The sequence below is a fragment of the Thermus hydrothermalis genome (genome assembly GCF_022760925.1).
Lineage (GTDB): Bacteria > Deinococcota > Deinococci > Deinococcales > Thermaceae > Thermus > Thermus hydrothermalis.
The window spans coordinates 52,544-73,278 of the sequence record NZ_JAKTNT010000014.1 but is presented as its reverse complement, the minus strand read 5'-3'; the positions used below and the strand labels follow the sequence as shown (position 1 = coordinate 73,278).

Below are 20,735 nucleotides of genomic sequence, written 5' to 3'. Positions count from 1 at the left end.
TGAGGGTGGGCGGACCGTGGGTGCCGGCGTGGTCACCAAAATCCTGGAGTGAGCCCTAGGGGGGAGGCCTCCTCCCCCCTCTTTGCGAGGTGAGGCATGGCCAGCGAGGTCCGCATCAAGATCCTCTTGGAGTGCACCGAGTGCAAGCGCCGCAACTACGCCACCGAGAAGAACAAGCGCAACACCACCTCCAAGCTGGAGCTGAAGAAGTACTGCCCCTGGTGCGACAAGCACACCGTGCACCGGGAAGTGAAGGTCTGATGTTTGCCCGGATTGTCCGCTACTTCCAGGAAGCCCGGGCGGAACTGGCCCGGGTTACCTGGCCCACGCGGGAACAGATCGTGGAGGGCACCCAGGCGGTCCTCCTTTTCACCGTGGTGGCCATGGTGATCCTGGGTTTCTACGATCTGGTTTTCCGCTTTCTCATAGGGCTTTTGCGATGAGCATTGAATGGTACGCGGTCCACACCTACGTGGGGCAGGAGGAGAAGGCCAAGGCCAACCTGGAAAAGCGCATCCAGGCCTTTGGCCTTCAGGATAAGATTTTCCAGGTCCTCATTCCCACGGAGGAGGTGGTGGAGCTCCGCGAGGGGGGGAAGAAGGAGGTCGTCAGGAAGAAGCTCTTCCCCGGTTACCTCTTCGTGCAGATGGACCTGGGGGATGAGGAGGAGCCGAACGAGGCCTGGGAGGTGGTGCGGAGCACCCCGGGCATCACCGGCTTCGTGGGGGCGGGTAGCCGCCCGGTACCCCTCTCCCCGGACGAGGTGCGGCACATCCTCGAGGTCTCCGGCCTCCTGGGCAAGCGGGAGGCCCCCAAGGCCCAGGTGGCCTTCCGGGAAGGAGACCAGGTCCGTGTCGTCTCCGGCCCCTTTGCGGACTTTACCGGCACCGTGACCGAGATCAACCCGGAAAAGGGCAAGGTCAAGGTCATGGTCACCATCTTCGGGCGCGAGACCCCTGTGGAATTGGATTTCTCCCAGGTGGTCAAGGCCTAAAGGCGTCTGCACCCCCAACTTGGGGGGAGCCTAGGAGGGAAAAATGAAGAAAGTCGTTGCCGTAGTTAAGCTGCAGCTGCCTGCGGGCAAGGCCACGCCCGCGCCCCCGGTGGGCCCGGCTTTGGGCCAGCACGGGGCCAACATCATGGAGTTCGTCAAGGCCTTCAATGCGGCCACCGCCAACATGGGGGACGCCATCGTCCCCGTGGAGATCACCATCTACGCCGACCGCTCCTTCACCTTCATCACCAAGACCCCGCCCGCCAGCTACCTGATCCGCAAGGCGGCGGGGCTGGAGAAGGGGGCCCACAAGCCGGGGCGGGAGAAGGTGGGCCGCATCACCTGGCAGCAGGTGCTGGAGATCGCCAAGCAGAAGCTTCCCGACATGAACACCACCGACCTGGAGGCCGCCGCCCGCATGATCGCTGGCTCGGCCCGGTCCATGGGGGTGGAGGTGGTGGGCGCGCCGGAGGTGAAGGATGCCTAAGCACGGCAAGCGCTACCGCGCCCTCTTGGAGAAGGTGGACCCGAACCGGGTCTACACCATTGACGAGGCGGCCCAGCTGGTGAAAGAGCTGGCCACGGCCAAGTTTGACGAAACCGTGGAGGTCCACGCCAAGCTGGGCATTGACCCCCGCAAGTCCGACCAGAACGTGCGGGGCACCGTTTCCTTGCCCCATGGCCTTGGCAAGCAGGTGCGGGTTTTGGCCATCGCCAAGGGGGAGAAGATCAAGGAGGCGGAGGAGGCCGGGGCTGACTACGTGGGCGGGGAGGAGATCATCCAGAAGATCCTGGATGGTTGGCTGGACTTTGACGCCGTGGTGGCCACCCCGGACGTGATGGGTGCGGTGGGCTCCAAGCTGGGCCGCATCCTGGGTCCCAGGGGCCTCCTGCCCAACCCCAAGGCGGGCACCGTGGGCTTCAACATCGGGGAGATCATCCGGGAGATCAAGGCGGGGCGGATTGAGTTCCGCAACGATAAGACCGGGGCCATCCATGCCCCCGTGGGCAAGGCGAGCTTCCCCCCGGAGAAGCTGGCCGATAACATCCGCGCCTTCATCAAGGCCCTCGAGGCCAGCAAGCCTGAAGCGGCCAAGGGTACCTTCCTGCGCTCGGTCTACGTGACGAGCACCATGGGGCCGAGCATCCGCATCAACCCCCACTCCTAAAGGGCAGGATAGGGGGGCCTGGCTTGACGCCAGGCCCCCTTTCTTTTAGACTCCAGGGTGGCACCCCGGGCGCACTTGCGCCCAGGCCCAAGACAGCGGGGGGCTTTAGGCCTTAAACATCCCGCCGAGGCGCTTGAGGGGGAGCGTTTCGTAAAGCCCGAAAACCGGTCGGGGTTCCCCTGCCCCAAAAGGGAGGAAGGCGTGCCAAACAAGCGCAACGTTGAGCTTCTTGCCGCCCTCAAGGAAAGCCTTGAGGCGGCCCGTGGCTCCTTCTTCCTGGTGAACTACCAGGGGCTTTCCGCCAAGGAAACCCACGCCCTGCGCCAGGCCCTGAAGGAGAAGGGGGCGCGGCTTTTTGTAGCCAAGAACACCCTGATCCGCATCGCCCTGGAGGAGCTTGGCCTGCCCAAACTGGACGGGCTTCAGGGCCCGAGCGCCGTGGTCTTCTACGAGGACCCGGTGGCGGCGGCCAAGGCCCTGGTGGAGTTCTCCAAGAAGAACCCCAAGGGCATCCCCGAGGCGAAGGGCGGCCTTCTGCAGGGCCAGGTGCTCTCGGCCAAGGACGTGGTGGCTCTGGCGGAGCTTCCCACCATGGACGAGCTCCGGGCGGAGCTTGTGGGCGTCCTGCAGGCGCCCCTGGCCGAGCTTGTGGGCGTCCTGGGGGGCGTGGCCCGGGAACTGGTAGGCATCTTGGAAGCGTACGCGGAGAAGAAGGCGGCGTAGGAGGTAGAAGATGGCTTTGGACATAGAACGCATCAAGGAAGAGCTTTCCCAGGCGACGGTTTTGGAACTCAAGCAGCTCATTGACGTCCTCAAGGAGGCTTGGGGCGTGACCGCTGCGGCCCCCGTGGCCGTGGCCGCGGCCCCTGCCCAGGCGGCGGCCGCTGCCCCCGCTGAGGAGAAGACCGAGTTTGACGTGATCCTCAAGGACGCCGGGGCCAAGAAGCTGGAGGTCATCAAGGAGCTTCGCGCCATCACCGGCTTGGGCCTCAAGGAGGCCAAGGACCTGGCGGAGAAGGGCGGCCCCGTCAAGGAGGGCATCCCCAAGGCCGAGGCGGAGGAGATCAAGAAGAAGCTCGAGGCCGTGGGCGCGGTGGTGGAGCTGAAGTAAGCCCCCGCCCCACGGGGTGCCCCCCAGGCCTTTGGGCCTGGGGTTTTCCCTTTAGGATGGGAGGCATGGACCTTCCCCGGGTGGTGGTGGGGATTTCGGGGGCAAGCGGCATGCCCTACGCCTTGGACCTCTTAGAAGCCCTCCAGGGCCTCGCCGAGGTGCACCTGGTGCTCTCCCAAGGGGCCAAGCGGGTCTTGTGGGAGGAGATGGGATTAAACCCCAAGGACCTTTACCCTCTGGCAAGCCGGGTATACAAGGACGGGGACCTGGGGGCCCCCATCGCCTCGGGCTCTTTTCCCACCCGGGGGATGGTGGTGGTGCCCTGCTCCGCCACCACCCTGGCCAAGGTGGCCTGGGGCCTCGCCGATACCCTCCTCACCCGGGCAGCCTACGTCCACCTCAAGGAAAGGAGGCCCCTCATCCTGGTGCCCCGGGAAACCCCCCTACCCCTGCCCACCCTGAGGGCCATGGTCCAGGCGGCCGAGGCGGGGGCGGTGGTCCTGCCGGCAAGCCCCGGCTTCTACCACCGGCCCAAGGAGATCAAGGACCTCCTGGGCTTCGTCACCCAGCGTATCCTGGACCACCTGGGCCTGAAGGCGGAGCGCGCCCCCCGCTGGGGCGAAACCTGACGTTTTTTTGCCCCCTTGCGGTGATACGATAGGGGGCGATGACCCTTACTCAGGAGCAAAGGCTCGTCTTGGACACGGTACGGAAGGTGGCCAAGGAGGTGCTTTACCCCCTGGCCCCGGAGTACGACAAGGAGGGGAAGTACCCTTGGCCGCAACTTAAGGCCCTGGCGGAGCTGGGCCTCCTCGGCATGACCACCCCGGAGGCCTGGGGCGGCGTGGGGCTAGACTCCGTCACCTGGGCCTTGGCCCTGGAGGAGATTGCCGCCGCCGACCCCAGCGTGGCGGTGGTCCTTTCCGTGACCAGCGGGCTTCCCCAGTACATGCTCCTCCGTTTCGGCACCGAGGCGCAAAAGCGGAGGTATTTGGTGCCCCTAGCCCGGGGGGAGTGGATCGGGGCCTTTTGCCTCACGGAGCCCCATGCGGGTTCGGACGCGGCGAGCCTCCGGACCCAGGCCCGCAGGGTGCCGGGGGGGTACGAGCTTTGGGGGGTGAAGAGCTGGATCACCTCCGCCGGCCAGGCCCACCTCTACGTGGTCATGGCCCGCACGGAGAAGGGCATCAGCGCCTTTTTGGTGGAGAAGGACGCCCAGGGGCTTTCCTTCGGCCCCCCGGAGGAGAAGATGGGCCTCCACGCCGCCCACACCGCCGAGGTCCGCCTGGAAGGGGTTTTCGTTCCCGAGGAGAACCGGCTGGGGGAGGAGGGGCGGGGCCTGGCCTACGCCTTGGCGGGGTTGGACTCGGGGCGGGTGGGGGTGGCGGCCCAGGCGGTGGGCATCGCCCGGGGCGCCTACGAGATCGCCAAGGCCTATGCGGACGAGCGGGAGCAGTTTGGCAAGAAGCTTAGGGAGCACCAGGCCATCGCCTTTAAGATTGCGGACATGCACGTGAAGATCGCCGCCGCCCGGGCCCTGGTGTTGGAGGCGGCGCGGAAGAAGGACCTAGGGGAGAGGTTCACCCTCGAGGCCAGCGCCGCCAAGCTCTTCGCCAGCCAGGTGGCGGTGGAGGTGACCCGGGAGGCGGTGCAGGTCCTGGGGGGCTACGGCTACCACCGGGACTACCGGGTGGAGCGCTACTACCGGGACGCCAAGGTCACGGAGATCTACGAGGGCACCTCGGAGATCCAACGCCTCGTCATCGCCCGGGAGCTTTACCGCTAGACGGGGCGGCCCGCCATCAGGAAGCTCGCCGTCATCCCCCCGTCCACGGGGAGGATGGCCCCGGTGATGAAGCTGGCCTTCTCCGAGGCCAGAAAGAGCACCGCCTCCGCCACCTCCTCCGGGCGGCCAAGCCGCCTGAGGGCGTGGAGGTCCTCCCAGTCCCGCCGGGTCCTTTCGGGGTCCTCGGAGAGGGCGATGGCCTCGAGGACCGCCTCCGTGGCGATGGCCCCGGGGGCCACGGCGTTCACCCGGATGTTGAGGGGGGCGAGGTCTAAGGCCAAGGAGCGGGTGAGGTTCACGAGGCCCCCTTTGGAGGCGTTGTAGGCGGCGTTTTCCTGCTCGGCGAAAAGCCCTTGGACGCTGGCCACGTTCACGATGGCCCCGCCCCCCACCCGCTGCATCCTCCTGGCCGCCAGGGCGGAAAGGTGCATGGGGGCGGTGAGGTTCACCTCCAAAACCCGGCGCCACTCGGGAAGCTTCACCGTGAGGGCAGATCCGGGGGCGGAGAGGGCGGCGTTGTTGACCAGGACGTCAATCCGGCCCAATGCCTTTTCCGCCTCCTCCACGAAGCGCACCCGGTCCCTCTCCTCCGCCAGGTCCGCCCGGACGAAAAACCCCCCTACCTCCTCCGCCACCTCCTGCCCCTCGGGCCTTAGGTCGCATAGCGCCACCAAGGCCCCTTCCCGGGCGAAGGCCCGGACGATGGCCCGGCCAATCCCCCGGGCGCCCCCCGTGACCAGGACGCCTTTCCCCTCAAATAGCCCCATGCCCCTAGCTTACCCGCTTGGGGTCCAGGGCCTCCGCCACTTTTTCCTTGGGCAGGGCCCCCTGGACCACCTCCTTGCCCCCGCCCTTGGCCCCCAGGGCCTTGAGGCTTTCCAGGACCTCCATCCGCTTGGGGCCCAGGAGGGCGAAGCGGCCCTCGGGGGAGAGGAGGAGGAAGGTCTTGTCGCTCCAGGAAAGGAGCTTTTTGGCGAGCTCCCCGAGGACGGGCGCCGGGACCAAAAGCACCCCTTCCTCCAGGGCTCTGGGGAGGAGGGCTTCCACCAGGGCTTCCTTCAGGGTTAGGTTTTCCCCTTTTAGGGCATAAAGCTCTTCCTGGAGTTTCTGGATGGGCTTCTCCACCTCCAGGGGGTTCGTGGAGAAGCCGAGGGCGAGCCGGGCGAGGAGGGCGTGCTTGGCGTGGTAGTCCTCCAAGGCCTCCCACCCCGCCATAAAGTAGACCCGGCTTCCCCCCTTGTACCGCTCCCACTTCAGGACCTTGATGGGCCCGGCTTGGGCGCTGGTCTTTAGGTGGGTGCCCCCGCAGGCGGCGAGGTCAAAGTCCCCGATGCGCACCAGGCGCACCTGGCCCTGCACCTTGGGGGGGCGCCTTAGGGGGTACTGGGCCAGTTCCGCTTCGCTCACGAAGAAGGCCTCCACCGGGTAATCGGCGTAGACGGCGAGGTTGGCCAGGGCTTCCGCCTGGCGGAGCTTTTCCTCTTCCAGTTCCTCCTCGAGGTCCACGGTGCACACCGCCGAGTCCAGGCTCACGGCGATGGTGTGGTAGTTGCCGGCCCGTAGGAGGGCCTGGGAGAGGATGTGCTGGGCGGTGTGCCGCTGCATGTGGCGGAAGCGCCTTTCCCAGTCAATCTCCCCCTCCACAGAGGCCCCTTGGGGCACGGGGTGGGCGAGGACGTGGACCACGTCCCCAAAGGCCTTGGTCTCCTCGTAGGCGCCGAGGACCCGCACCTCGCCGAACGCCCCCCGCAGGACCCCGGTGTCCGCAGGCTGCCCCCCGGATTCGGGGTAGAAGAGGGTTTCCGAGAGTACGGCGTAGTGCCCCTTTGCGTCGCTCCAGGCCCGCACCACCTGGGCGCGGAAACGGGTGGCGTAGCTGTCCAACTGGTAAAGCCTCATGCCCCTTAGGATAAGGAGGATGGCGCCCTTGGACCGCAAGGCCTTTGCCCGGTGGCGCGCCCAAGCCCACCCCACCCTGGCCATGGGCGCGCGGAACCTGGAAGGGGGGATTGCGGCTGGGCATCCTGCGCGGTGGGCGTAAGCGGCCAGATGGGGGGGAGGAGGCGGCGAAGGGGTTGGACGGGCGCGTGGAGCCCAGGGGGCACACCCGAGAAGGGTTTGCCCGGGAAGCCTTTGGGTGGCTGAAAGGGGCCAGGGAGTTGTGAAGGGAGAGCGCTTGGACAAGCTCCTCGCCCGCCTGGGCCTTGGGAGCCGCAAGGAGGTGGCGGGGCTCGTGCGGGCGGGGCGGGTTTCCGTGGCGGGAGAAGTGGTGCGGGACCCTGGTTTCCGCGTGCCCCAGGAGGCGGAGGTGGCCCTGGACGGGAAGCCCCTTAGGGTGCGGCGCCACCACCACGTGCTCCTGCACAAGCCTAGGGGCTACGTGACGAGCCGTACCGAAGGGCCTTCGGTCTACGCCCTTTTGCGGGGCTTTCCCCTTAGGGACCTTTCCCCCGTGGGCCGGCTGGACAAGGACACCGAGGGGCTCCTCCTCTTCACCACGGACGGGGAACTCCTTCACCGCCTCACCCACCCCCGGCACAAGGTGGAAAAGCGCTACCTCGTCCACCTCCTCCACCCGGCCACCCCAGAGGACCAAAAAGCCTTCGCCGAGGGGCTCTTTCTGGATGGAAGGAGGCTTCTTCCCGCCGAGCTTTTCCTCGGGGAGGACCCCAGGTGGGTGGAGCTTGTCCTAAGGGAAGGGCGCTTCCACCAGGTGAAGCGGATGTTCGCCGCCCGGGGCAACCGGGTGCTCTACCTGAAGCGGCTATCCATGGGGCCTTTGGCCCTTGGGGATTTGCCTTTGGGAGAAGCTAGGTACCTCACGGCGGAAGAGGAGGAAGCCCTTTACCGGGCGGTGGGCCTAGGGGGCCAGGATCCGGAGGGTGAGGTCTAGGGCGAGGCGCTCTCCCCGTTCCCCGGCGGGCTCGAGGGCGTAGCTTTCCACCCAGAGGGGCTGGTCCAGGGAGGGGAGGACCTCCAGGAAGCCCAAAACCCCAGGGTAGGGACCCTGGAGCTTAAGGTGAAGCCGCCAGGCACGGACATTGCCGGCGCTTTCCGCTTCCCCAGGCTCCATGGCGTGAAGCTCTAGCCCCTGGCTTTCCGCCAGGCGGAAAAGGCCTTGGTAAAGCCGGGGAAGCTCCTCCTCCCGTAGGGGGGCTTCGGCCAGAGCCTGGGGCAGGCGCTGGGTGAGGGCCTCCACCTCCCTTTCCAGGGCCACCACCTCCGCCTTGGTCCTTTGGTAGCTCCGGTAGGTAGAAAAAAGGGCGTTGGCGCTCCAAAGGAGAACCGCTAGGGGCAGGAAGAACCAAAGCCAGATAGGAAGCTTCATCGGCGCAGGATCCGGGAGAGGTCAAAGAGCGGAAGATAAAGCGCTAAGGCGACCACGAGCATTATACCCCCTAAGACCACGGTGAGGGCGGGCTCAATGCTGGAGGAGAGCCGTTTGACCCCATAGTCCACCTCCCGCTCCAGGTGGAAGGCGGCTTGGTAAAGCATCTGGTCCAGGCTTCCCGCCTCCTCTCCCACCAGGGCGAGGCGTACCAGGATGGGCAGGAAAAGGGGTTCGCGCCCCATGGCAGCGCTAAGGGACTCCCCCCGGACCACCCGTTCCAGAACCCGGTCCAGGGCTTCGGCGAGGGCGGCGTTGCCCAGGGTGTTGCGGGTGGCCTCGAGGGCCTGGGTGATGAGCACGCCTCCCTCGTAAAGCGTGGCCAGGGTCCGGGCGAAGCGGGCCATGGCCGCTTTGTGCAGGATGGGCCCCACCAGGGGAAGCCGGAGGAGAAGCCCGTCTATGAGCCGGGCGCCCCCGGGGGTCTGGTGGTAGGCCCTAAGGAAGTACACCAGGCCCACAAGGAAGAGGAGGAGCCAAAACCCGTTTTGCCGCACGAAGAAGGAGGCGCCGATGAGGAAGCGGGTGGGCCAGGGCAACTCCGCCCCCGCTGCCCCGTAAAGCCGGGCGAAGACGGGGATGACGAAAAGGAGCAGAACCGCCACCACGAGGACCAAGACCGCCACCACGAAGGAGGGGTAGAGGAGGGCGGTGCGCACCTTTTCCCGCAGGTCGTGGCTTTTGTCCAGGTACTCGGCGATGCGCCTGAGCACCACCTCCAAGGCCCCGCCCACCTCCGCCGCCCCCACCAGGGCCCGCACCAGGGGAGGGAAGACCTGGGGGTACTGGTCCATGGCCTGGGCCAGACCCTCGCCCCCCTCCACCCGCTCCCGCACCCCTCGGGCCGCTTCCTTCAGGAGGGGGTGCCGGCTTTCCAAGGAGAGGGTGTGCAGGGCCTGGGTCACGGACACCCCGGCCCCCACCAGGGTGGCGAACTCCTCCATGAAGAGGACGAGCTCGGGAAGGGGTACCCGCCCTTTCTGCGGGCGCCTTACCCTCTCCAAACGCAAGGGATAGAGGCCCATCTCCCGGAGGCGGCGCCTGGCCCCTTGGGGGGTTTCCGCCTCGAGGACCCCCCGGTAGATCCGTTCTCCCTTTTCGTCCGTGGCCTCGTACAGGAAGCGCATGGCCTACTCCCAAGTCCCAAGCACCCGCAGAAGCTCGCTCCCCGTGGTGATCCCCGCGCGCACTTGGTGGAGCCCCACCGCCCGCAGGTCCCGGTGGCCTTGGGCTTTGGCCCGCTCCCGCAGTTCCCCTTCGCTGGCGCCTAGGCCCAGGCGGTAGAGGGCTTCCCGGTCGGGGGCGTAGACCTCGTAAAGGCCTACCCGTCCCCTATACCCCGTGCCCCGACAGAAGGGGCACCCTTCCCCCCGCACCTCCTCCTCGGGCGCCTCCTCCCCGAAGAAGAGGCGGGCCTCCTCGGAAAGGGGTTGGGGCCGGGCGCACTGGGGGCAGACCCGGCGCACCAGGCGCTGGGCCACGGTGCCGAGGAGGGTGGAGGCCAGGAGGTGCCTTTCCGCTCCCATTTCTAAGAGCCGGGTTATGGCGGCGATGGCGTCGTTGGCGTGCAGGGTGGCGAGGACCAGGTGCCCGGTGAGGGCCGCCCGGAGGGCGGTGTCCAGGGTATCCCCATCCCGCACCTCTCCCACCAGGATCACGTCGGGGTCCAGGCGCAAAACGCTCCGCAGGGCCTCGGCGAAGGTGAGGCCGATTTTGGGCTGGACGGGGATCTGCACCACGCCCTCCAGGGGGAACTCCACGGGGTCTTCAATGGTGACGAAGGTTTTCTCCCGGGTGTAAAGGCGGTCCAGGGCGGCGTAGAGGGTGGTGGTCTTGCCGCTTCCCGTGGGGCCGGTGACGAAGAGGATGCCGTGAGGCTTACGGAGGAGCTTTTGAAAGAGGGCGAGCTCCTCGGGGAGCATGCCGAGCTCCGTGAGGCCGAGCCGCACTCCCGTGGGGTAGATGATGCGCAGGGTGAGCTTCTCCCCGTGGAGGGTGCCCACGGAGGCCACCCGCACCTCGTACCGCTTTCCCTCAAAGGGGAAGGTGAAGTGGCCGTCCTGGGGGCGGCGCTTTTCGGCGATGTCCATGCCCGCCAGGACCTTATAGCGGGCGGCCAGGGGGGCTTCCAGGTCCTTGGGGAGGCGTTCTAGCTCCTGGATGACCCCGTCCATGCGGGCCCGCACCGCCAGGTGGGTTTCCTCGGGGTCCAGGTGGAGGTCGCTGGCGTTGAGGCCGATGGCCCGTTCCAGGAGGGCCTGGGCCAAGCGCACGGCGGGCATGGCCTCGAGGGTGAGGTCCACCTGGGCGGTCTCCTCGCGCCGGGCCTCCTCCTTGGGCCGGGCCTCCTCCGCCAGGAGGCGGTCCAGGGCCTCCAGGATCTCCCGGTCTGGGGCCAGGTAGGGAACGATTTCCTTTCCCGTGAGGAAGCGGAGCTCGTCCAGAAGGGCCAGGTCCGAGGGGTGGGCCATGGCCACGTGGAGCCGGTTCCCCTCCACCCGAAAGGGGAAGACCCGCTTCTCCCGGGCGAAGCGGGGATCCAGGAGGCGCAGGGCTTGGGGATCGGGGGAGGTTTCCGCCAGGCGGATGAGGGGCGCCCTTTGCTGGTCCGCCAGGACCCGGGCCAGGTCTTCCTCCTTCACGTAGCCCCGCCGGAGGAGGACCTGGCCCAGGAGGTCCCCCGTGCGGGCTTGCTCCTCCAAGGCCGCCTGGAGCTGCTCCGCCGTGATGTACCCTAGGCGCAGGAGGAGTTCACCGAGCTTGGGCCTTTGCAACCTCCACCTCCCAGGCGTAGACGGTCTTTCCCCCTAGGCTTGCGCGCTCCAGGGGGCCCACCCTCCCCCCAAGCCGTTGGGCGAGGAGGAGGGGAGCGTAGGGGTCCAGGGCCTTGCCCTCTAGGAGGAGGCGGCCCTCCTCGGCCTCGAGGCGGGTGAGCCAAAGGCTTTCCGGCTTTTCCGCCGCCACCTTGAGGATCTCCTCCAGGCCAAGCCCCTCAGGCCTTGCCGGCTGGAAGGCTTGCTCCCGCAAGAGGGCCGCTTCCCGCTTTAGGGCCTCTAGGCGGCCCCTTTCCCGGGCGGCCATCTGGGTGAGGAGGCTTTGCCCAAGGAGCCCCAGGACGAAGAAGAGGGAGGCCAAAAAGATGGCGAGCTGGGCCTCCCGCGGCAAGCCTTCCCCCAAGGGGCGGCGCCTTGGCTTGAGGTCTAGGGAAAGCGCCTGGGCCAGGGCCAGGGCCTCCAGGCCCTGGGGCGCGTCCTGGTGGATGCGCTCCGCCAAAAGCCCCGGGGGCAGGGGGGGTGGGGTGGGGAGGCCCAGGAGCCAGGCCTCCTCCGGGCGCCCTGCGTGGCCAAAGAGGGCGAGGGAGCGGGCCACTTCCTCGGCGAGGGCTTCCGTGCCGGCATCGGCCTCGAGGGTGAGGTAGCGGAAGCCCTTGAGCACCCCCCCTTCAAAAAGGGCCACGGTGTGGGCCAGGTTTTCCAGGACCAAAAGGGTGTGCGCCTCGCTCCGTTGGAGGGCGTGGCGCCAGAGGAGGAGGGGCAAGGGTTCTATGCGGCTTGGCCTCAAGCGGCCCAAGAGGGCGGCTCCCTTCTTGGGCATGGCGGCGTAGAGGACCCGCACCCTGCGCTCGTCCTCGGGGGTGGTGAGGAGGTAGTCGGCGAAAAGCTCCTCCCCGGCGAAGAGGGGGCTCCGCTCCGCCTCGGCGAGGACGGCTTCCTCCAGGGGGAAGCCCTCGAGGGCCGGGAAGCTCTGCCAGCGGAGAAGGGCGAACTCCGGCCCCAAGCCGATGTAGCTCCCCTTGGCCCCAAGCTCGCGCAGGCGGTGGAGGAGGCGCTCGTACCGGGGCCTTCCCTCCTCGTCCAAAAGGCCTTCCGCCGGGAAGCTTTCCACGTGTTCCCTCTCGAGGCGCAGGATGCGTTGGCGCAGAACAAGGAAGAGAGGCATACTCGGTTCGCTCCCAGTTTATCCAGTGCGCAAGGCCACCACCACAGGTGGGAAACGGTAGTCACGTCCTCCTACCCGGAGGGTAAGGTTTTTGCCGTCTAGGACATTGAGGTCGCACGGGGCGTCCATCAGGTAAACCCTCTCGTCTTCGTAGCAGAAGGCGGCATTGGGAAGAAGGGCAGGGGCGAGGAGGTCCTGGAAGCCCGTATTCGTGCCGTTGCCGCAGCTATTTGCCGACCACAAGGCTCTTTGGAGGCGGCCCGCTTGCAGGCGGTACTGCACACAGAGGGGGTTTGGGGAAGCGCTCACCTGGACCACAAAGCCTGTAGAGCTAGCGTTGGTAAGGCCGACGCTGGTGGCGCTGCGCAGATCCTTGCCCAGGTAGCCCCTGAGGTCCGCCATGAGGGCTTGGGCCTGTAGGAGGCTTCCCTCCTCTTGGCTTCGCATACCGGAGAGGAGAAGGGTGGAAAGGGCTAGGGCTAGAAGGCCAGCCAGGAGCATGGCGACGGCCAGCTCCGCAAGGGTTAGACCCTGTTGCTTCACCACCTCACCTCGCAAGAGTTTACCGAATACTCCCTGCCCAGCGCATCGCGCAGGCGGAGGTTGAAGGTGTAGGTAGTGTTCCGTGAGAAGTTCCTGGAAAACCGCAAGCGGATTTGGGTAGAGGTGAGTAAGGAAAGGGGCGAAGCAAAGCTAGCGAACCCGCTTCCTGAGGCGTAGGTCCCGCTGTAGTGGATTAGGAATAGCGGGGCCACTTGCCGAATTTCTCGCAGCTGTTGGTTTGAAGGGGTCTGTGGGGACCAGCTTAGGGAAAAGGCAATATAAGTGTTGCCTGTGGAAGGTAAGGTGAAGACAACCTGCCTGCGGTTTCCACCTGGGGCGCAGCTTCCCGCTATTGGGGTAGGGCCCGAGGAGGCCACCGCCACCTGGGTTACCTCGGCTAAAAGTTGGCTTCCTTCGTATACCCTTATTGTGCTGATGATTCGGGAAATGCCAGAAAGCGTTTCGCTTCTAGAACTCTGGCAAACCTGATAGGTTTTTCCTCCCAACGTGAGGCTTTGGGTAGTGGGGCAGTTGGGAAAAGGGTCATTGTTTTCCAGGACGGTTTCTGCTACGAATAGTCCTTCCTGGGAAGCTTGCGTGGCGCTACCACTACGGATCGTGGAGGATAGGGCGTCTACCACCAATAGGAGAAGCGACAGGAGAAGTAGGGCTAAAGCAGCTTCAACAAGGCTAAAACCCTTGGGGCTCATGGGACTACCTCCCATTCTTCCACCACGTCATCCGTGGCGTTGTAGACAGCCCTTACCTGGGCTACCACCCCATCGCTCTCGCCCACGGCGTTGATGGTAAAACGCCTTTTGCCCCCAGTATTGGTTTGGGAAATGGCGCAGTTTATTCCCCCTAGGCTTCCCGTACTGTAGCAGTACCTTCCCACGTAATCTCCGGCGCTGGAGGTACAGGGTGAGGAGGTTTGGCATACCAGTACGGGCTGGGCGGCGTAGGTGGGGTTGTTGGGGTTTGCTTGGATGAAGGCGATGGCCTCCCACGCTCCCGCTTCCGCCAGGTAGAGGGCCTGTAGACCTGCCTGGGACCTCAGGGTCCTTTCCGCATTGAGGCGGGCAAGAAGGGAGTAGGGGAGGACGAGGACGCCCAAAAACACCAGGATCAACGCCACCAGTAGGAGGAGATAGCCCCTTTCCCCCATCAGAACTCCCCCTGGCAATAGGCGCTTATCCCGGAGGTATAAGGGCGGAATACCACGATGCGGGCCTCCGGTTGGGTGGCGGGGTTCCCCGCTTGGGCCAGCTGGCCAAAGGGGTTGTACCCGTCCATGCAGTACTCCCGCCCTGGCCGGTAGCGGAGGATGATTTGGTAGTTGTAGGGGCCATAAGGGTTTCGCTTTAGGAAAGGCTCTTCCCAGGTATCCTTCTTATAAGGCGAGTCCAGCGCTTCCCAGACCTCATCTAGCCCCGGAGGGCGCCCAAGCTTGACGGTGAGGATGCGCACGGTGGAGTTCAGGGCCATGAGGGTCTGGCGCGCCGCAGCCTTTTCCGCCTCCTGGGATAGGTCTACAAACTTGGGAACGGCGATGGCGGCGAGAAGCCCCAAAATGACCAGCACCAGGGCAAGCTCTGTCAGGGTAAAGCCACGGCCTTTGGCCCGCATGTCCTGTTCCTCACTCTAGCGTATCCGGGTGCCCGCGAAAGCAGCGAATGGGCACGGTAACCGTGGTGGAGCTCACCGCGATGAGAAAGACCGAGCAGGCCTCGTCCGCATACAGGTAAGCCAGACGTTCCCCGGCGTTGCAGGCGGCGTTGTGGTTATGGTCCCAGTAGGCCACGGTGGTTCCAGAGGGGCAGGAAGAGGAAAGCCTAAGATCCTGGGGGTTTCCCAAAAGGGCTTTGAGTTGGTTCCATGTGGGTACGGTTCTGTTTTGGGCGATGAAGATGGCGTAGGCGGAGCGGAGGTTCCTTAGAACCTCTTGTTGCTGGGCTTTGCGAGCTTCGGCCTGGAGGTCCAGGTAGCGAGGCACAGCCACAGCGGCGAGGATGCCTACTACTAGGAGGACAAGGGCGAGCTCTACTAGGGTCAAGCCTTTTGCCATGTTTCGTCCCGTACCCAGAATGCGCCCAAGGCAAGAAGGGCGATGGGGGTGACGTGGACGCTATCGTACCAGGTAAGCCCATAAAGGATATACCCGACCAGGACGAGGACCCATGGGAGCCTGTCCCAAGAGGCCTGGCCGAGGGTGAGGCCGAGCCATAGAAGATAGGCGAGGCCCCCTAGAATGCCCACCGACAAGATGAGGTCCAGCACCAGGTTGTGGGCCTTGGCGTAGGGGGACGGGGCGAGGAGACGAAGGCCTTTGGCGTCTTCCAGGTAAATAAGGCGGTCCTCGCCTTGGATAACCCGCACGGGGGGCGTGAGGGCGATGGGCATCTGGTCTTGCTCCTTCCCGTTCCAGTCTACGGCGTAGGGGTAAGCTCGGGCGAACCCATCAAAACCCCAACCCAAAAGGGGCCGTAGGGGTAAGGCTTCCAGAGCCTTTTGCCAAAGCTCCAGCCGACCAGAACTGAAGGCGTTGGCCTCGGCGAAATCTGCGCCCAGCTCGGCAAAAAACCTTCGGAATTCCACGAGATGGAGGTGGGTTGCTCCCCAGTAAACGCCGAAGGTAAGGGCTCCGGCGGCGAGGAGCCTCCAGACCCCAGGGGTTCGCATGGGACGTGCCCAAAACAGCCCCAGGGAGAGGAGGGGTACCCAAAGGGCGAGCCATCCGCCACGGGTTTGCGTGAACCAGAGGGCGAGGCTTCCCAGGGCGAAGAGGAAGAGGAGCCGCCGGCTTGGCTTACCCAGGTAATGCCCGGCCACGAAAAGCCCAAGCAAAGCGAGAACCCCAGCGGCGTGCCCCCGGTGGGAGGTGAGGCCGATGGGCATCTGCCCTTGGTGCACGCCGGAGGCGGTGGCCTTGGGGTTTTCTTGGCACTGGGTTTTGGCTTCGTCAAAGCACCTTACGTACGTTTGGCCTTGGGTGTGCGTATAGTCCAGCTTCCAGTTCCAGACCTGGGGGAATATGGCCAGGGTATGCAGACCCAAGCCGAGGAAAAGCGTGGCTGCGAGGCGCTTGGGGGAAACGAGGCCCGTTTTTAGGGCCAGGTAGGTCGCCCAGGCGAAGGCCACCCCTAGCGCCCAAAACCGCAGCCCATCCCCCACGCTGGAATACCCGGTAAAGCTCCAGATGGGTTGGGGCGAAAGGAGCGTGGCGGCGATGCCTGAAAGGAGAAAGCCCAAAGAGGCGAGGAGGGCCAAGCCCTCGCTTCCAAGGTGGGGCAGGCGGCTTTTCCGGACGAGCACCCCGAGGAGCGTCAAGAGGACGAAGGCGGCCATTCCAGCCTCTCGTGGAGCGTTCCAGATGGCCTCGTGCCCCTGGCCCCAAGGGTTGATGGCGGTGAGGCCTGCGAACAGGCTCAGTAAAAGAACCCCCTCGAGGAGGGTAGGCCTCGAGGGGGTGCCCATAGCCACGAGGATCAGTTGATTGCGTAGCTGAGAGTGACGGTCTTGGTGCCTCGGGTGATGGTCAGCGTGTCGTTAGTGGCATTGCAGCTTACACTCGTTCCCCCATCGCTGGAAGTCCAGGTATTTCCGCTGGCTGAGCCACCTTCCAAGTTAGCGAAGATCTGAGCACAGGTGGGGACGCCTTTGGCCTGAACAGTGGCGATAGCGTAAGCGGAGCGCACTGCAGCTGCGGTAGCGTTGACATTGGCTTCGTTGGCTTGGTCGGTGAGGTCCACAAACCGCGGCACGGCGATGGCCACCAGGATCCCGATGATGACGATTACGATAGCGAGCTCTATCAGCGTGAAGCCTTTTGCCTTCATCTCTGCACCTCCCTTACAGGTCCCAGTATGGGCGTGGCGTGTGAAAACGGTGTGAAAGCTGGGACCTAGGCCGGAGATTACCATGGGGTTGCGAGGGGCGCAAGGGGCATCCTTCACAGGGCTTTCACCGGGGGCGTGCTACCCTTGGGGCATGCGCCAGGGGCTATGGCTTCTTCTCCTTCTCGGGCTTGGCGGGGCCTGGGGGCAGGGTTCGCCTCTGGAGGCTCTTTTGGTGCTTCAGGAGGACGTTATAGAGGAGGGGAGGCTTGTGGCCTACACGGGGGTAGAGCGTTACCCCGTGGCCTCGGAGGCGGAGCTAAAAGCCCTCCTCAAGCGCCTCGCCCGCCCACCCCGCCCGCCCCGCTTTGTCTACCAGGAAGGCCGGTGGCGGGGGGTGGAGAAGAAGGGGCTCGCCTTTGACGAAGCTTTGGCCCTACAGGCCTACCGGGAAGCCCTGGGCCAAGGGAAGAAGAGCTTCCGGCTTCCCGTACGCTACACCCCGCCAAGCCCAAGCCTAAAGGACCTTTACGCCCTGGGGGTGCGGGAGCACCTGGCCACGGGAGAGACGGACTTCAGGGGGTCCAGCCGGGAGCGGGCCCATAACCTCCTTCTCGCCTCCAGCAGGCTGGACGGCCTCCTCATCCCCAGAGGGACCTTCTCCTTCAACCAGGCCCTGGGGCCCATCACGGAGGAGGAAGGCTACAAGGAGGCCTTCGTCATCGTGGGGGACCGCACGGAGGAGGGGGTGGGGGGCGGGGTGTGCCAGGTGTCCACCACCCTTTTCCGCGCCTTCTTCTTCGCCGGCCTGCCCATCCTGGAGCGCCACGCCCACAGCTACCAGGTGGCCTACTACAAGCCCCCCGGCCTGGATGCGGCGGTCATCCAGCCCTACAAGGACCTAAAGGCCCTAAACGACACCCCGGGGCACATCCTGGTCCAGCGCTCCGTGGTGGGCACCAAGCTCCGCTTCCACCTTTTCGGGACCAAGGACCGGGAGGTTTCCTGGGAGGGCCCCTTCCTCAGCGAGCGCAAGCCGCCCCTTCCCCCCAAGGAGGTCCTGGACCCGTCCTTGCCCCCGGGCGTGCGCAAGCAAGTGGATTTCGCCGCCGAAGGGGCCCGGGTGGAGGTACGGCGCAAGGTGCGCTACGCCGACGGCCGGGTGCGGGAGGACCGCTTTGTAAGCGTCTACCGCCCCTGGGGGGCGGTCTATCTCGTGGGGCCTAGCCCCACTCCAAAAGCACCGCCCGTTCCACCGGCAGGAGGCGGTGGGGCTCCGTGACCCGGGCGGCTTCCCCTTTTCTGAGGTGCAGGTAGCGCCCCTCGGGGAGGTCTATGACGAGCTCCCCTTCCAAGAGAAGGTAAAAAGCGACCCCTTGGCGCTCTTCCGCCTCGAGGAGGGGGTAGGCCTTGAGGGGGGTGCCCGGCACCTCCACCCTTTCCGCCCGGGCCAGGCGCAGGAGGTGGAGCTTGTAGCTTTCCATCAGGCGGGGGCCACCTCCTTCTTGGCCCGGCCCTTTTGCATCCGGAGCTTAAAGAGGGCCCGCTTGGCCAAGGCGGCTTCCTCTGGGGAAAGCTTCTTCCCCTGGGCTAAGGCCTCCACCGCCTGGCGTTCTTCCTCCTTCAGGCTTGGGAGAAAAGCCTTTAAGGCCTCAAAGTCCTGGGGGAGTTTGGGGGCGCTTGGGGCCTTTCGCTTGCCCTTGGCGGGGCCTGGGGTTTTGGGGGCGGGAAGGAGCTTGGGGTCGTGCGCCGGGCAGCCCGGGTTGATGCAGGCGCCCTCCCCCTTTTTGACCAAAGGCCAGCCGCAGCTTGGGCAGGTTTGGTCCAGGAGGGGATAGAAGGAGAGGAAATCGCAGGCGTTTTCCTCGCACTTGTAGTAGGGCTTGCCCCGCTTGCTCCTTTTTTCCAGTACCCGGCCGCCGCACTTGGGGCAGGTGTGCCCCGTGGGCCGGCCATCGTCCCGGGTGTAGTCGCACGCCGGGTAGCCCGAGCAGGCGATGAAGCTCCCGTAGCGGCCTTCCTTGCGCAGAAGGGGCTTGCCGCACTTGGGGCAGGCTTCCCCTATGGGCTCCGCCTCCCGCTTTTCCAGGGGCTCGGTGTAGGTGCACTCCGGGTAGCCGGTGCAGCCCAGGAACTGCCCGTAGCGGCTCACCTTGAGCTCCAAGGGGCGGCCGCACCGGGGGCAGGTCTTCTTGGGCACCTGGGCCAGTTCCCCCAAGAAGGGCTCGTAGAACTCCCAGACCACCTGGGGCCAAGGGGCCTTGCCCTCCTCCACCTGGTCCAGGCGGTCTTCCATGCGGGCGGTGAACTCGTAGGCCACCACCTGGGGGAAGCGCTCCTTCAGGTAATGGGTCACCTCCCGGCCCAAGGGGGTGGGGAGGAGGGTGCGCCCCCTGCGCTCCACGTACCCACGTTTTTCCAAGGTTTCCAGGGTGGGGGCGTAAGTGGAGGGGCGGCCGATGCCCAGCTCCTCCATGGTCTTCACCAGGCTGGCGTCCGTGTAGCGGGGCGGGGGCTCGGTGAAGCGCTCTTCGGGGGTGATTTCCAGAAGCTGGGCCTCGGAGCCTTCCGGCACCGGGGGCACCGGGGGTTCCTCGTCCTCTTCCTCCTTGCCCCAGGCCTTCAGGTAGCCCTCAAACTTGAGCACCGAGCCCGAGGCACGGAAGAGGAGGCGGGGGGTTCCTTGGCCCTCGAGGACCACCGCCGTCTGCTCGTAGAGGGCGTCCTTCATCTGGCTCGCCAAAAACCGCCGCCAGATGAGGTCGTAGAGGCGGTACTCCTCCTCAGAAAGGTACTTGCGCACGCTTTCCGGGGTGCGCCTTGGGTCGGTGGGACGGATGGCCTCGTGGGCATCCTGCACGCCTTCCTTGCGGTTTTTGTAGACCCGGGGGGCCTCGGGGAGGAAGCTTGGCCCGAAGCGCTCGGCGATGACCTCCCGGGCCAGGGCCAGGGCCTCGGGGGAGATGCGCACCGAGTCCGTGCGCATGTAGGTGATGAGGCCCACGGTGCCCTCGGGGAGGTCCACCCCCTCGTAGAGGCGCTGGGCAATGCGCATGGTGCGGCTTGCCGTGTAGCCCAAGCGGCTGCTTGCCGCTTGCTGGAGGGTGGAGGTGGTGAAGGGGGGCGGGGGGGACTTGCGCCTTTCCTTCACCTCCACCCGGACCACCCGGTAGGGGCGCTTCCGGGCCTCCTCCGCCAGGGCCTTGGCCTCCGCCTCCGTCTTGAGGTGGAGCTTCCCCTCCTTCTCCCCTTGCCCCGCCCAAAGGCGCTTGCCGTCCACCTCGTGGAGGAGGGCGGGGAAGGTCTTTCCCGCCGCCTGGAAGAGGCCTTTGAGGAGCCAGTACGCCTCCCGTTGGAAGGCCTCAATCTCCTCCTCCCGCTCCACCACAAGCCTCAGGGCCACGCTCTGCACCCGGCCGGCGGAGAGGGCCCGCTTGCGGAACTCCAGGGAGAGGAGGGGGGAGAGGTTGTAGCCCAAGAGGCGGTCCAAGACCCGGCGGGCCTGCTGGGCGTCCACCAGGTTCTGGTCAATGGGGCGGGGGTGTTCCACCGCTTGGCGCACCACCTTGGGGGTGATCTCGTGGAACTCCACCCGGATGGGCTCTTGGGGGTTGCGGCCCAAAAGCCTCGCCACGTGCCAGCCGATGGCCTCCCCTTCCCGGTCGGGGTCGGTGGCGATGAGGAGGCGCTTGCCCTGGGCCGCCCGCTTGAGCTCCTCCACCACGGGCTTCTTGTCCTTCTTCACCTCGTAGGTGGGGGCGAAGTCCCGCTCCACGTCCACGCCCAAATCCCGCTCGGGGAGGTCGGCCACGTGGCCGCGGCTTGCCCGCACCTCGTAGGCGGGGCCCAGCATCTTCTGGATGCTCTTGGCCTTGGCGGGGGACTCCACCACCACCAAGGTGGTGGCCCCGCCCTTGGCCGGTGCGCTGGTCCCTTGCGTGCGCTTCTTCGGCATCGCCCCCTATTTAGGGG

At 65.9% G+C, this 20,735-nt stretch carries 26 protein-coding genes; 12 read left to right on the top strand and 14 right to left on the bottom strand.

From position 1 onward, the window contains the following. Positions 1 to 96 precede the first annotated feature (96 nt). The 9 genes from rpmG (at position 97) to L0C60_RS09560 (ending at position 5,060) form a co-directional block, all read left to right on the top strand. Entirely contained in the window at positions 97 to 261 is a 165-nt protein-coding gene (rpmG, locus tag L0C60_RS09600) for a 50S ribosomal protein L33 (RefSeq protein WP_071677190.1), read from the top strand. Next, on the top strand, positions 261 to 443 hold the full coding sequence (gene secE, locus L0C60_RS09595) for a preprotein translocase subunit SecE (protein WP_071677191.1): 183 nt from the start codon (positions 261 to 263) through the stop codon (positions 441 to 443). Before rpmG ends, secE begins: the two co-directional genes overlap by 1 nt. Beyond that, on the top strand, positions 440 to 994 hold the full coding sequence (gene nusG / locus L0C60_RS09590; protein WP_243092699.1) for a transcription termination/antitermination protein NusG: 555 nt from the start codon (positions 440 to 442) through the stop codon (positions 992 to 994). Before secE ends, nusG begins: the two co-directional genes overlap by 4 nt. 43 nt (positions 995 to 1,037) lie before the next feature. Next, positions 1,038 to 1,481, top strand: coding sequence for a 50S ribosomal protein L11 (rplK, locus tag L0C60_RS09585; protein ID WP_071677193.1), 444 nt, complete (start codon positions 1,038 to 1,040; stop codon positions 1,479 to 1,481). Then, a complete protein-coding gene (gene rplA / locus L0C60_RS09580) occupies positions 1,474 to 2,163 on the top strand; it encodes a 50S ribosomal protein L1 (RefSeq protein WP_234508450.1) in 690 nt (229 codons plus the stop codon). Before rplK ends, rplA begins: the two co-directional genes overlap by 8 nt. A gap of 201 nt (positions 2,164 to 2,364) precedes the next feature. Then, on the top strand, positions 2,365 to 2,886 hold the full coding sequence (rplJ, locus tag L0C60_RS09575) for a 50S ribosomal protein L10 (RefSeq protein WP_234508449.1): 522 nt from the start codon (positions 2,365 to 2,367) through the stop codon (positions 2,884 to 2,886). Positions 2,887 to 2,896: 10 nt separating this feature from the next. After that, on the top strand, positions 2,897 to 3,274 hold the full coding sequence (gene rplL, locus L0C60_RS09570) for a 50S ribosomal protein L7/L12 (RefSeq protein ID WP_234508447.1): 378 nt from the start codon (positions 2,897 to 2,899) through the stop codon (positions 3,272 to 3,274). Positions 3,275 to 3,339: 65 nt separating this feature from the next. Continuing rightward, positions 3,340 to 3,903, top strand: a complete 564-nt coding sequence (locus L0C60_RS09565) for a UbiX family flavin prenyltransferase (RefSeq protein WP_234508444.1) — start codon at positions 3,340 to 3,342, stop codon at positions 3,901 to 3,903. Between the two features lie 38 nt (positions 3,904 to 3,941). Continuing rightward, the gene (locus L0C60_RS09560; RefSeq protein ID WP_234508442.1) at positions 3,942 to 5,060 is read left to right on the top strand and encodes an acyl-CoA dehydrogenase family protein; all 1,119 of its coding nucleotides are present in this window, start codon (positions 3,942 to 3,944) and stop codon (positions 5,058 to 5,060) included. Here L0C60_RS09560 and L0C60_RS09555 read toward each other — a convergent pair. Both L0C60_RS09555 and L0C60_RS09550 read right to left on the bottom strand, forming a co-directional pair. Next, positions 5,057 to 5,827 carry an SDR family NAD(P)-dependent oxidoreductase gene (locus L0C60_RS09555; RefSeq protein ID WP_234508440.1) on the bottom strand — a complete coding sequence of 257 codons (771 nt, stop codon included), beginning with the start codon at positions 5,825 to 5,827 and terminating at the stop codon, positions 5,057 to 5,059. The two genes, L0C60_RS09560 and L0C60_RS09555, sit on opposite strands and share 4 nt — an antisense overlap. 4 nt (positions 5,828 to 5,831) lie before the next feature. Further along, the gene (locus L0C60_RS09550; protein WP_243092698.1) at positions 5,832 to 6,959 is read right to left on the bottom strand and encodes an alanyl-tRNA editing protein; all 1,128 of its coding nucleotides are present in this window, start codon (positions 6,957 to 6,959) and stop codon (positions 5,832 to 5,834) included. Positions 6,960 to 6,978: 19 nt separating this feature from the next. Between L0C60_RS09550 and L0C60_RS12820 the strand changes: the two genes are divergently transcribed. Beyond that, positions 6,979 to 7,101 carry a hypothetical protein gene (locus L0C60_RS12820; RefSeq protein ID WP_267962850.1) on the top strand — a complete coding sequence of 41 codons (123 nt, stop codon included), beginning with the start codon at positions 6,979 to 6,981 and terminating at the stop codon, positions 7,099 to 7,101. Positions 7,102 to 7,221: 120 nt separating this feature from the next. Then, the gene (locus tag L0C60_RS09545) at positions 7,222 to 7,953 is read left to right on the top strand and encodes a pseudouridine synthase (protein ID WP_234508436.1); all 732 of its coding nucleotides are present in this window, start codon (positions 7,222 to 7,224) and stop codon (positions 7,951 to 7,953) included. Here the strand turns inward: L0C60_RS09545 and pilO are convergent. From pilO to pilA5, 10 genes are all read right to left on the bottom strand, one after another. Further along, entirely contained in the window at positions 7,921 to 8,388 is a 468-nt protein-coding gene (gene pilO, locus L0C60_RS09540; RefSeq protein ID WP_243092697.1) for a type 4a pilus biogenesis protein PilO, read from the bottom strand. The genes L0C60_RS09545 and pilO overlap by 33 nt on opposite strands. Continuing rightward, positions 8,385 to 9,575 carry a type II secretion system F family protein gene (locus L0C60_RS09535; protein ID WP_234508432.1) on the bottom strand — a complete coding sequence of 397 codons (1,191 nt, stop codon included), beginning with the start codon at positions 9,573 to 9,575 and terminating at the stop codon, positions 8,385 to 8,387. The genes pilO and L0C60_RS09535 overlap by 4 nt, the downstream gene beginning before the upstream one ends. 3 nt (positions 9,576 to 9,578) lie before the next feature. Then, a complete protein-coding gene (locus tag L0C60_RS09530) occupies positions 9,579 to 11,222 on the bottom strand; it encodes a GspE/PulE family protein (RefSeq protein ID WP_234508429.1) in 1,644 nt (547 codons plus the stop codon). Then, entirely contained in the window at positions 11,200 to 12,387 is a 1,188-nt protein-coding gene (locus L0C60_RS09525) for a hypothetical protein (protein WP_234508428.1), read from the bottom strand. The genes L0C60_RS09530 and L0C60_RS09525 overlap by 23 nt, the downstream gene beginning before the upstream one ends. Before the next feature lie 18 nt (positions 12,388 to 12,405). Continuing rightward, positions 12,406 to 12,933 (bottom strand): prepilin-type N-terminal cleavage/methylation domain-containing protein, encoded by a 528-nt coding sequence (locus tag L0C60_RS09520; protein WP_234508426.1) that lies wholly within the window; start codon positions 12,931 to 12,933, stop codon positions 12,406 to 12,408. Between the two features lie 703 nt (positions 12,934 to 13,636). Next, positions 13,637 to 14,095 carry a hypothetical protein gene (locus L0C60_RS09515; RefSeq protein WP_234508424.1) on the bottom strand — a complete coding sequence of 153 codons (459 nt, stop codon included), beginning with the start codon at positions 14,093 to 14,095 and terminating at the stop codon, positions 13,637 to 13,639. Next, complete coding sequence (locus L0C60_RS09510; protein WP_234508423.1) at positions 14,095 to 14,556, bottom strand: type II secretion system protein; 462 nt, start codon at positions 14,554 to 14,556, stop codon at positions 14,095 to 14,097. Before L0C60_RS09510 ends, L0C60_RS09515 begins: the two co-directional genes overlap by 1 nt. Before the next feature lie 10 nt (positions 14,557 to 14,566). After that, the gene (locus L0C60_RS09505; RefSeq protein ID WP_234508421.1) at positions 14,567 to 14,983 is read right to left on the bottom strand and encodes a type II secretion system protein; all 417 of its coding nucleotides are present in this window, start codon (positions 14,981 to 14,983) and stop codon (positions 14,567 to 14,569) included. Further along, positions 14,980 to 16,404: an O-antigen ligase family protein gene (locus tag L0C60_RS09500; protein ID WP_243092700.1), complete on the bottom strand. Its 1,425-nt coding sequence runs from the start codon at positions 16,402 to 16,404 to the stop codon at positions 14,980 to 14,982. The genes L0C60_RS09505 and L0C60_RS09500 overlap by 4 nt, the downstream gene beginning before the upstream one ends. An 11-nt stretch (positions 16,405 to 16,415) precedes the next feature. After that, entirely contained in the window at positions 16,416 to 16,766 is a 351-nt protein-coding gene (pilA5, locus tag L0C60_RS09495; protein WP_234508419.1) for a type IV narrow pilus major component PilA5, read from the bottom strand. Positions 16,767 to 16,917: 151 nt separating this feature from the next. Here pilA5 and L0C60_RS09490 point away from each other — a divergent pair, with 151 nt between their 5' ends. Then, entirely contained in the window at positions 16,918 to 18,045 is a 1,128-nt protein-coding gene (locus tag L0C60_RS09490; protein WP_234508417.1) for a VanW family protein, read from the top strand. Here L0C60_RS09490 and L0C60_RS09485 read toward each other — a convergent pair. Both L0C60_RS09485 and topA read right to left on the bottom strand, forming a co-directional pair. Continuing rightward, a complete protein-coding gene (locus L0C60_RS09485) occupies positions 17,987 to 18,247 on the bottom strand; it encodes a hypothetical protein (RefSeq protein WP_234508415.1) in 261 nt (86 codons plus the stop codon). The genes L0C60_RS09490 and L0C60_RS09485 overlap by 59 nt on opposite strands. Further along, the gene (gene topA, locus L0C60_RS09480; RefSeq protein WP_234508412.1) at positions 18,247 to 20,718 is read right to left on the bottom strand and encodes a type I DNA topoisomerase; all 2,472 of its coding nucleotides are present in this window, start codon (positions 20,716 to 20,718) and stop codon (positions 18,247 to 18,249) included. Before topA ends, L0C60_RS09485 begins: the two co-directional genes overlap by 1 nt. Positions 20,719 to 20,735 lie beyond the last annotated feature (17 nt).